This window comes from Baaleninema simplex PCC 7105 (genome assembly GCF_000332355.1).
GTDB lineage: Bacteria > Cyanobacteriota > Cyanobacteriia > Cyanobacteriales > Geitlerinemataceae > Baaleninema > Baaleninema simplex.
In genome coordinates this window covers 3298965-3309284 of the sequence record NZ_KB235958.1, presented here as the reverse complement: position 1 = coordinate 3309284, position 10320 = coordinate 3298965, and the positions used below count along the sequence as shown (strand labels likewise).

The window sequence follows — 10320 nt, the reverse complement described above, 5'->3', positions numbered from 1 at the left end:
AGTGGACGGGTTAAGTCAATTCAGATTTATACCTTGAGCAAGACGGCTTCTTGTTCATTTTCCACCCCCAGCTTTTGATAACTTTTTCAGCAAACCCTATGTCAGCAAAGAGATTCCAGATCCCATCGTGTCCATCTCCGAGGCAGATTAGAGGCGTGGCCAAGGGTTGTTGATTGACCCAATTCACCAAGCCCTCGTTATCTTCAAAGAAAGCTCCTACACTCGCCCCATGGAGATTGACGGCTTTGTAATCTCGCCAGATACAGGGGTCTCCGACGGCGGTACGCAGACGGACTTTACCTCCATCGAGGCTCATTTCAGCGACGGTCTCTTCGAGTTGGGGGCAGTTCAAACTTTTTGACGATGTACCAAGCGTTGCTGGCTACTTGCAGAAAACGGTCATGCCCGTTAAGACCTCAAGATCTTGAGCCGCCCGCTCGTAGGAGGAGTTGGCGCTCAGGAGTAAACAGCATTTCTCCAGCTCGGGACTCCATCGACTGTGTGCTTTGACCTCTAGCTTCTGGGCTTGTGGCTCGCTCAGACTCAAGCGACCGAGAAGACTTTTACCGTCCGTTTTCTTCCGCCTTGGCTGCCGCTGCTGTTTTGGATAAAAAATTTCCCACTTCTGGGCTAACGTGTTCTAATAGCTGATGACGGACGGTTTTTTCGATGCCAGATAGGGTTTGAATCTCTTCTGGGTCACTTCCTTCGTAGAGTAGAGCGGCAATCGCTCGAGCGTGAGCTTGAATTTGGCGACGTTTTTCAGCATCCATGAGCTAGGCTTGACTCCGACTTGGGCAACTCCTTTTAGCTTAACTCCCTTCTCTCAAACCGCTCTAAGTACTCTTACTCATTGCAAAACTGGGATGCACCCGTCCAACCTACCTCAAACTCATATTTTTACAAAAGTGAGATGAACCGTTTACTGAATAATACGGAGTCCGAATCTCAACGCTTCAACTTCGCTCACTTCGACTTCGCTCGGACTCAAATACTGGTTTTGCCTAATCTGACAAATCCCTCTATCCCCCCAACCATCCCCCCAACCATCCCCCCAACCCCCCTTTCAAAGGGGGGCGAAGGGGGGATAGGGGGCGAAGGGGGGATAGGGGGCTAAGGGGGGATGTGGTGAAGACTTCTTGAAACCTAGCTTACCGGAAAAGGATGGAGTATAAATTCCTGTCGAAAAGCTTCGCTTCCGAGCCGAGAGCCAGGTCAAATCGCGATCGAGCGACAATTATCAACCATCAACTGTTAAAACAATTTTGCCCGTAGCTCGTCCAGTTTCACTGTAACTTTGGGCGTCGATAATATTGGAAAGAGGATAAGTGCGATCGATCTGGGGTTTAACTTTGTCGTTCTCGATGAGTTCTGCTAAAGCTTGTAAATCTCGACTTTTGGGTTGAGCGAGAACGATCTTGGCTTTTTGTCCGGGGAAGAAAAACGTTTGGGCGATCGCCGCAAAGAGTTCGGGACTCGGAAGCGTCGAAACGTAGACACCTTCGGGATTGAGAACGCGGGAACATTCCGAAAACGATCGCTTACCAACTGCGTCGAACACGATATCATAGCGATCGCTCTGACGAGTAAAATCCTCGCGGGTATAATCGAGAACGCGATCGCTCCCCAACATCCGAACGAGATCGGCGTTCGTACCGCTACAAACTCCCGTCACCGTCGCAGAAAAAGCTTTAGCAATTTGCACGGCGAACCCGCCGACACCGCCAGACGCGCCGTTGACGAGAACGGAAAACCCAGGCCGCAACTGCCCTAAATCTAACAGCGATTGCATCGCCGTCAACCCCGCCAAAGGAGCGGCGGCGGCCGCTTCAAAGCCAATATTACGGGGTTTGAGCGCCAGTTGAGACTCGGGGATCGTCACGAATTCAGCATAAGCCCCTCCGTTGATGGGGTTGGCGAAGCCGAACACTTCATCTCCCGGTTGAAACTGACTGACGCGATCGCCGACGGCTTCGACGATACCCGCCACGTCTGCACCGAGACGCAGGGGAAAATCGAACCCCGACAGCAAAGCCAAGTCGCCGCGACGAATTTTCCAATCGACGGGATTCACACTGCTGGCGCGAACCTTAACGAGAACGCGATCGCCCTGGGGAACAGGGGTGTCGATATCGCGATATTGCAACACGTCCGGCGAACCGTAGCGATCGATCGTGACAGCTTTCATAAAATACCGAAAAATGTCGAACGCTTTCGATTTTAACGGAAGAGCCAAACGGGGATGTGGCAGCGGCGCAACATTTGCTCCGTCGTACTCCCGATGACGAGGTGGCGAATGCGATTGTGGCCGTAAGCTCCCATCACCATCATATCGATGGGGTGGGTTTCCACGTAATTGGAAATGGCGTTTTCCGTTTCCCCGTGGAGTAAATGGCAAACCGGCTCGAATCCCGCCGTTTTCAAGCGAGTTTCGGCTAATTTCAACTTATCCCGTCGGTCGTCGTCTCGATTGCTTTTCGCCACCGTAACGACGTGCATCGTCAACCCTTGAAACACAGGAGACGAGACGATGAAATCCAAGGCTTTCTGACAGCCTTTCCCGCCGTCGTAAGCTAAAACAACGTTGCGAACGGGATGGAAATCGCGCGACGTTACCAAACAGGGCTTGTGGCTCGATCGCACGATGCGTTCCATGTTCGCCCCGAGGTGTTCGGACGCAAACCCCGCCGTTTCGCCCCGTTTCCCCATCACGATAACGTCGGTCTGTTGCTCGAACTCGTGCAACAAATCCACTAAAAACCCGGTGCGATGGGTTTTGGTAATCCGTTCGACGCCTCGCTCCCGCAACCGTTTTTCAGCGTCGTCGAGGACGATCTGAGCGCGAGCGTGGTGCAGGGTGGCGGTTTCCCGTTCCAAATCCACGAGGCGATCGAGCAGTTCTTGATAGGCGTCGATGCCAATACTCCCGCTGTAATCTGGATGTTGTAATGCCTGCTGTTTCCGTAAATCCGTGACGTACAACACCTCGATCGCGCCGTCGATACGCTGCGCCAGCCACGCGGCGTACTCGTAGCCAATTTGTGCGAAGGCCGAGCCGTCCGTACACAAGAGAATGTGTTTCATCGCTGCTTCTGAAAACGTTAGAATGGTTCGAGGGAAAATCCCCTATCCTCGATCGCTGGGGTACGGTTGGCTCCGTTCGACACGACGAGGCGGTCGAAAAAGGCGATCGCGCTACAGCGCCCCCAAACCTCAAACGTCAAGCCCTCGACCGAAATCTGCGATCGCTCCGGGTTCTGGAATTCTCCCGGTTGCATTCTCGATCGCGGAGAACTCCCAACTCACCTCGGTCTCGAACTTCAAGAGGGGCTTACTCGTCCTCAGCAGACTCCTTCTTGTCGTCGGCTTGGGGACGACTCGAAAAGCTGAAAGCCCGGAAATGCCGAGCTTGCTGTTCGATACGAGTTGCGAGGCGATCGCACACCAAATGGCACAACTCGAACGTCAGTTCGTCCTCGACGCGATAGTAAGCCGACGTTCCCTCCGTGCGCCGAGCGAGGATGCCAGCTTGCAACATCACTTTCAAGTGCTTCGACACGTTGGCCTGGCTCGTCTGCGTTGCCTCAACGAGTTCCTGAACGCACTTTTCTTCGTCGCGCAGTAGGTTCAAAATCTTCAACCGCATTGGTTCGCTGAGGATGCTGAAATACTCGGCGACGTGTTTCGTCACTTCTTTAGGGATAGGCTGCACGGATTTCATCGGGTTTAACGCCAAAGGGTTACGATCGCAGAATTTAGATCGTGAGATCGATTTCGTCGATGCCGATCGATCGATAGAGGCGGCCGATCGCCGCCTGTTATCAAGCCGGAAGAATTCGCATCAACGGTTGGTCGTATTCAACGGGTTCGCCGTTTTCAACCAAAATCTCCACCACTTCTCCGGCAACTTCCGATTCGACTTCGTTCATTAGTTTCATCGCTTCAATGATACACACCGTTCGACCGGTTGTGATGCGATCGCCCACCTCCACGAACGGCGGTTCGTCCGGGGCTGGGGCACGATAAAACGTTCCCACCATCGGCGAAACAATTTCGACCCATTTCGGCTCCGAAGACGGCGGGGGGGGCGACGCGGCCTCGGCACCGTTGGACGGGTTCGCTGGGGGAACGGGTGTCGGAGCCGTCGGCATCTGGCCTCCGGTGGCAGCAGCCAGGGCTGACAGGTCGATCGAGGAAGCGGTCTCGACGACACCGCCTCGGGTTTTACGAACGGTCAGTTCCAGGTCGCTGCTTTTGAGTGTCAGCTCTGCTATATCCGTTTTATCTAAATCTGCGAGAAGCTCGCGCAGTTGGTTGAAATCCAGTTGCACTGTGTTATGTCCGCTATCTATCCAAATTCTCTCAATGCTCGAAAAACGCGAAAAAACTGTCGGGTTTGGAGTCGAGAGGGGGTTACGTCGGAGAGGGTCGAGGGGTCTTCGTTCTCAGCTCCCTTCTCCCCCGTCAAGGTTCCGAACTCGAGTTACTCCCGTCCCAAATACGTATCGGAGCGCGTATCGATCTTAATCCGCTCGCCGACCGAAATAAACAGCGGTACCATCACTTGCGCCCCAGTTTCGACGGTGGCGGGTTTGGTTCCGCCCGTGGCCGTATCCCCTTTAATTCCGGGATCGGTTTCGGTCACTTCCAGCACGACAGAGTTGGGAAGTTCGACTTCCAACACCTGGTCGTTCCAGCGCACCACGTTGACTTCCATACCTTCGATGAGGTACTTCACGCCGTCGCCGATTTGCTCGGCGCTGAGGCGAGTTTCCTCATAGGTTTCCATGTCCATAAAGACGAACTGCTCGCCTTCGCGATAGGTGTGCTGCATCACCCGTTTGTCGAGGTTCGCTTGTGGAACGGTTTCCCCAGCGCGAAACGTGCGTTCGACGGTGTTTCCACTTTGCACGTTTTTGAGTTTCGTGCGGACGAACGCCGAACCTTTCCCCGGTTTGACGTGCAGGAATTCTACGACGCGCCACACTCCGCCATCGAGTTCGATAGTGACGCCAGTTCTAAAGTCATTTGAGGAGATCATGAATCTCGTCCGTGCAGAACAATCGGCAACCTATTTTACCCCCGAGCGGTTCGTTTCCGGCAGTTTCGTCCGGTAAGTTACTAGCGATCGCCGGTGCGAGTCTGCCAAAATTCTGCAACGCGATCGATGAATTTGTCTGAGGGAACGATCCCCTCTGGCACTATGATGAAGGAACAACGCTCGATGGAAACTCAAAACGACGAAAAAGCATGGACGTATTGAAACGCTGGCTCAAAGTCGGCCTGTTCGCGCTCGTACTGCTCCCGCTATCCCTCGGCTTGAGTGCCGCGTGGTGGGGGGGCGATAACGACAACTACCGCGAGAGTCGGATGCCTCAAGGTAACGCCGTAACCGATCCGCGATCGCTCCTGCAATACGCGCTGCCGATCGAAAACGACTCGGTTCGCCGCATCCAACGCAGCTTGGAAGATATCAGCACCCAACTGCGGGCGCGAAAACGTTGGTCGGCAGTGGCAAGCGACGTCAGAAGTGCCAAATCAACACTGTTTTACCGAAAAGACGAGCTGTTCGCGAGCGTCCCGCCCTCCCGTCAAGCTCGAGCGCAGGAAAAGCTGGCGCAACTCGAAAACGGGATCGTCGAACTCGAAACGGCCGTCGAGGAGCAGGATAAGGAACGGGCTTGGCTGGTACGCCGAGAGCTTCTAGATACCCTCGGCGAGTTCGAGGAGTTGATGGTCGATGGTTTTCCGTTCGACGTGCCTGACGAGTACGCCGGTTTACCTCAGTTAAAAGGACGGGCGACGATCGAAGTCACGACGAACCAGGGAACGCTAACGCTGGTCGCCGACGGCTACAACGCCCCCGTGACGGCAGGTAATTTTGTTGATTTGGTCGATCGCGGTTTTTACGACGGACTGCCTTTTATTCGGGCTGAGGACAATTACGTGCTGCAAATTGGCGATCCGCCCGGTTCTGAGGACGGTTTTGTCGATCCCGATACGGGCGAATACCGCACGATTCCGCTCGAAATTCGCGTTCGTAGCGAGAACGAACCGATTTATGGGTTTACGTTAGAACAAATTGGTTTGTATCGCGAACAGCCGGTTCTGCCGTTTTCGGCTTACGGAACGCTGGGGATGGCTCATCGGGATTTGGAACCTAACAGCGGTTCGTCTCAGTTCTTTTTCTTTTTGTTCGAGCCGGAACTGACCCCGGCCGGGTTGAATTTGCTCGACGGCCGCTATGCGGCGTTCGGTTATGTTGTTGAAGGGGCTGAGGTTCTCGAGAAACTGACGAAAGGCGATCGCATCGAATCGGCTTCTGTCGTCGAGGGGTTAGAAAATCTGGTACGACCGGGCGAAACGTCGGCGTAATGGGTTTTTGAATTTTGAATTCAATTTCGAGAAACCTTCGATCGACCCGGTATTGTCAAGATGCCGGGTTTTTCGATCGCTGAAAATGCGGGAACGTGGCTTTAGATGTAAGTGAGGATCGAGGATCGATGGTGTCTAAATTGGGTGGTGTTTGGCGATCGCGACTGATGGCTGTCGGGGCGATCGTGCCGACGCTCTTTTCGGCAGTTCCGGCGTTTTCGCAGTCGTGGCAACCGGTTCGCGGGTCGATTCAATACGGGATTAGCGGGATGGCGGCGATCGCTCAAACGGAAACCCCCCTCGATTTTCTCGTCGTTCACGATAACAAACGGGAAGGCGAAGGACGCTTGGCGATCGTGTCGCTGTCCGAGAACGCCTGGCCGGTGTACCGACCGCTCGCATGGCCGTCCGATCTCCCGCTTCCGGTGGACTTAGAAGCGCTGTCTGAAATGCCGGGGACGACCCGTTTCGCAGCAGTCGAAAGTGACGGTACGATCTATCCTTTGAGTATTGAGGTCGAAACCGGTCGGGTGTCGGTGTCGAACCGTTTTTCTCTGCCGGAGCTACCCGAGGGCAGTAACGTCGAAGCTTTTGCCCTGCAAACCCTCGAAGGGACGTTGGTGGCGGTTTGGGCCCATCGCGGCGACGGAGAAGACCCCGCCCGATTGTACTGGGCGACGTTCGACCCGCAAACGTACCAGTTCGGTCGGGTGGCCGTTCGCGACGTTCGCGTTCCCTATCCGACTGGCTCGGTTCGTCATATTTCAGATTTAAAGCTCGACGAGGCGGGAGTTGTCTATAGTGTGGCGGCGTCGGACGAGGGCAACGACGGACCTTTTGCCTCGGCTGTTTATGCGATCGGTGTTTTCGATGTCGAGGGGGACAACATTGAATTTCGAGCTGCTTCGCCCGTTCCTTTGATGAGTACGGGATACCACAAGGTCGAAGCGATCGCATTGACGAGTGGCGAAAGCGGCGGCTTGCTCTTGGGGACGGATGACGAGTCGTTCGGATCGTTTGTTTGGCGATCGCACGACTTTTGACGTTATAGTATTTCAAAGAACTGTTTTCTGTCCTAATGCTAGAAATAATATCTTGGCTGAGCGTTTTTGTTGTCAGCTTATTTGTACTCGTTAAAGCCTCTGACTTTTTTACAGATTCTGCCGAAAAAGTCGGCATATTCTTAAAATTTCCGCCGTTTGTTGTCGGTGTTGCTATTGTTGCGATCGGCACGTCTTTACCGGAACTCATGTCCTCGGTCGTAGCTGTCGTTCAGGGATCGTCGGAAATTGTATTCGGAAATGTCGTCGGCTCTAACGTTGCAAATATCTTTTTGATTGTAGGTATTTCAGCGATTATTGCAAAAAAAATACAACTAGAATACGAAATTGCAAGTGTCGATCTTCCTCTTTTTGTGGGTTCGGCTTTTTTGCTGTCTCTGATGTTAATCACTGGACAGTTTTCCATCGGAGAAGCTCTACTGTGTATGTTGGCATACGTTGTTTATTTAATGTATACCATGCAGCATTCGGAGCTGGGAAATCTCGATGAAACAACGGGTGAAGTTATCGAGACCGGGGTATTTCCACTCAAAGCTTTCTTAATATTACTTTTAAGTATCGCGGCGATTTATTTTGGCGCAGAATATACCGTCATGTCGATCGTTAAACTGTCAGATCTGCTCGATATTGGCAAAGAAATTATTGCCGTCAGCGTGTTGGCGATCGGCACCTCGTTACCAGAACTGATCGTCAGCATCGTTTGCGTTCGTAAAGGAAACGGTGAAATGGCCGTGGGAAACGTAATCGGCTCGAATATTTTTAATGCGTTGATCGTCATGAGCATTCCGAGGCTGTTTGGTGTTCTCGTCATTCCAGAACGCACGCTCCGAGAGGGATTGTTAGAAATGGTGTTCGGGACGATTTTGATGTTTTTCGTCGTCCAAGACAAACAGATTACGCGCTGGGAAGGATATTTATTCTTGATTTTTTACGCTTGGTTTATCGCCCAAATTTTTAATTTGGTTTAAACTCGTGCCGATCGAACATCTCGAGTGGGAACGGGTTAAAATGTCTAGGACTTACGTAATTCAGCGCTAACGACCCTAAATGTAGAGGTCGGTGGGCAGCAATGCCCACTCTACAATATGCTGCTAGACCTTCGATACGACAGGAGGGGAAAAGAACTCGTGCAAAACACGCGATTGAACGGTTTGTTCGATGCCGCTCTCGAACGGTTGCGACAGTGGTTGAGCAATCCTTGGCGGCGCATTTCGGTTCTGACGATCGGTTGGTTGTTCGGATTTTTTCTCGGAACGGCTGTTTCGACGATCGCCGGACAACGGGCGTTACTCGATATCACGGTATCGTTACTGTTATTACTGGGAACTGAAGCGATTAACTGGTTGGTGTACGCCCGTCGGCGATCGACCCCCTCAATGTTGGTCGATACTCTCAGTGCGACGAAAATTGGTTTGGTGTACAGTTTGTTCGTAGAAGCCTTTAAACTCGGCTCGTAAGGAATCGATGCGTTTACCCCTCCCTCAGTTTGGCCGTCGCGATGGCGATGGCGATCGCTTTTCCGAAGTGATCGAAACGTCTACGACGGAATTTCTTGCTCAGTGTTTGGATTCCGATTCTCTGAAGTTTCCAACGATGCCCCCGTTTGGAAGTTGGGTCAAAGCACAAGACGAAGAGTCGGGAAATACGGTGTATGCGGTGGTATACCACGCCACGACTATGCCGATCGATTCCGTTCACCGAGCGCAGGCGTTGGGGCTATCTCTCGAAGAGTTGCGGGAACAGCAACCCCAAATTTTCGCCATGTTGAAAACGGAGTTTCGGGCGGCGATCGTCGGGTTTACGTCCCCCGAAGAACGTCGAGTTTATCAATATTTACCACCTCGTCCCCCTCAAATTCATCAAGCGGTGTCTTATTGTTCGGACGACGAGGTGATTCGTTTTACAGAGGACTTGGAATTTTTGCGAACGCTGCTTCAGGTTGCGAGCGTTCCCGTGGAATCGTTGGCAGCGGCGGCGGTTCGTCAAGTCTACCGAACTCGAAAAGCCGATCGCGATTGGTTAGTACGAGCCGGACGGACTCTCAGTTGGATTTTGAAAGACGATTACGATCGCCTGCGATCGATTCTCAGTCAAATTCACCCGTAAAAAACCACTTCTTCGGGTCTGCGTCCCCGCCTGCAAAAGAATGTGCAACACTAAGACAGGGACGATCGAACGACGGTGTTATGGCGAAGGTTTACACGACCGAGGAACTGATCGAGATTCTCGCCTCGGAACACCAAGCTTGTCTTCGGGGGCAACGGCTGAATTTGTCGGCAACGCCGTACATCGGGAATACGGCGGTCGATCGCTGGCTGAATCCCGAAGCGATGCAGCGGTTTTCGGCGTATCAGGATTTTAAATCGGCCGTGCATCGCTACCAACAAGAACATGACGTTTCGGGGGTTGTCTGGCGAACCCTAACCCTCCACGGCGATACGCTTGACTACCCGCAAGTTCACGATCGCCTCATCGCCCTCGATCGCGATTTGAGAACGTTGCATCGCGCCAAACCGGAGATGATGGCTTTTTGGGAACGGGCGACGGCGTCGATGGATTTATACCTCAGCGTCAACCAAGGTAAAGAGTACCAACGCATTTCTTCAGACGACGTTCGCCTCATCGATCGCCGCACGGAATGGGCGAACCTCTGGAAATGGGAAAACGACACCTTTCTCGAAGTCGTCTTACAACTCGGATGGGGACAACCTCACGAAGCCGCCTACCGACGCGGATCGCTCGTCTCGGGAAGCGAATACGTTCACGGCGTGCGATCGGGCTGAGAGGGTGACAACATAGCTAGACCCCCTGCCTCACAAGGGATAGAGCCTCTAGCCCTCGTTGAAAATGGAGAGATTTGTGAGGCTTCAACGCCATGAGCGCC

General features: G+C 53.0%; 13 protein-coding genes. 6 read left to right on the top strand and 7 right to left on the bottom strand.

Annotated elements, in window-relative coordinates:
• Nucleotides 1-563: 563 nt before the first annotated feature.
• From GEI7105_RS0116890 to efp, 7 genes are all read right to left on the bottom strand, one after another.
• Complete coding sequence (locus tag GEI7105_RS0116890) at nucleotides 564-773, bottom strand: hypothetical protein (RefSeq protein ID WP_017658780.1); 210 nt, start codon at nucleotides 771-773, stop codon at nucleotides 564-566.
• Between the two features lie 467 nt (nucleotides 774-1240).
• Nucleotides 1241-2188: an NAD(P)-dependent alcohol dehydrogenase gene (locus GEI7105_RS0116885; protein ID WP_026097730.1), complete on the bottom strand. Its 948-nt coding sequence runs from the start codon at nucleotides 2186-2188 to the stop codon at nucleotides 1241-1243.
• 32 nt (nucleotides 2189-2220) lie between these two features.
• Nucleotides 2221-3084 carry a universal stress protein gene (locus GEI7105_RS0116880; protein WP_017661612.1) on the bottom strand — a complete coding sequence of 288 codons (864 nt, stop codon included), beginning with the start codon at nucleotides 3082-3084 and terminating at the stop codon, nucleotides 2221-2223.
• 17 nt (nucleotides 3085-3101) lie between these two features.
• On the bottom strand, nucleotides 3102-3278 hold the full coding sequence (locus GEI7105_RS38585) for a hypothetical protein (protein ID WP_017661611.1): 177 nt from the start codon (nucleotides 3276-3278) through the stop codon (nucleotides 3102-3104).
• Nucleotides 3279-3331: 53 nt separating this feature from the next.
• Nucleotides 3332-3721, bottom strand: coding sequence for an ArsR/SmtB family transcription factor (locus GEI7105_RS31005; RefSeq protein ID WP_017661610.1), 390 nt, complete (start codon nucleotides 3719-3721; stop codon nucleotides 3332-3334).
• Between the two features lie 100 nt (nucleotides 3722-3821).
• Nucleotides 3822-4331, bottom strand: a complete 510-nt coding sequence (accB, locus tag GEI7105_RS0116865; RefSeq protein WP_017661609.1) for an acetyl-CoA carboxylase biotin carboxyl carrier protein — start codon at nucleotides 4329-4331, stop codon at nucleotides 3822-3824.
• A 152-nt stretch (nucleotides 4332-4483) separates the two neighbouring features.
• A complete protein-coding gene (gene efp, locus GEI7105_RS0116860) occupies nucleotides 4484-5041 on the bottom strand; it encodes an elongation factor P (protein WP_017661608.1) in 558 nt (185 codons plus the stop codon).
• A 209-nt stretch (nucleotides 5042-5250) separates the two neighbouring features.
• Here efp and GEI7105_RS0116850 point away from each other — a divergent pair, with 209 nt between their 5' ends.
• The 6 genes from GEI7105_RS0116850 (at nucleotide 5251) to GEI7105_RS0116825 (ending at nucleotide 10219) form a co-directional block, all read left to right on the top strand.
• Entirely contained in the window at nucleotides 5251-6375 is a 1125-nt protein-coding gene (locus tag GEI7105_RS0116850; protein WP_017661606.1) for a peptidylprolyl isomerase, read from the top strand.
• Nucleotides 6376-6503: 128 nt separating this feature from the next.
• Entirely contained in the window at nucleotides 6504-7418 is a 915-nt protein-coding gene (locus GEI7105_RS0116845; protein WP_245555426.1) for a hypothetical protein, read from the top strand.
• Nucleotides 7419-7453: 35 nt separating this feature from the next.
• Nucleotides 7454-8404: a calcium/sodium antiporter gene (locus tag GEI7105_RS0116840; protein WP_026097729.1), complete on the top strand. Its 951-nt coding sequence runs from the start codon at nucleotides 7454-7456 to the stop codon at nucleotides 8402-8404.
• Nucleotides 8405-8563: 159 nt separating this feature from the next.
• On the top strand, nucleotides 8564-8893 hold the full coding sequence (locus GEI7105_RS0116835; protein ID WP_026097728.1) for a DUF565 domain-containing protein: 330 nt from the start codon (nucleotides 8564-8566) through the stop codon (nucleotides 8891-8893).
• Between the two features lie 7 nt (nucleotides 8894-8900).
• Nucleotides 8901-9542, top strand: a complete 642-nt coding sequence (locus GEI7105_RS0116830; protein WP_017661602.1) for an HAS-barrel domain-containing protein — start codon at nucleotides 8901-8903, stop codon at nucleotides 9540-9542.
• An 80-nt stretch (nucleotides 9543-9622) separates the two neighbouring features.
• The gene (locus tag GEI7105_RS0116825) at nucleotides 9623-10219 is read left to right on the top strand and encodes a hypothetical protein (protein WP_017661601.1); all 597 of its coding nucleotides are present in this window, start codon (nucleotides 9623-9625) and stop codon (nucleotides 10217-10219) included.
• Nucleotides 10220-10320: the final 101 nt, after the last annotated feature.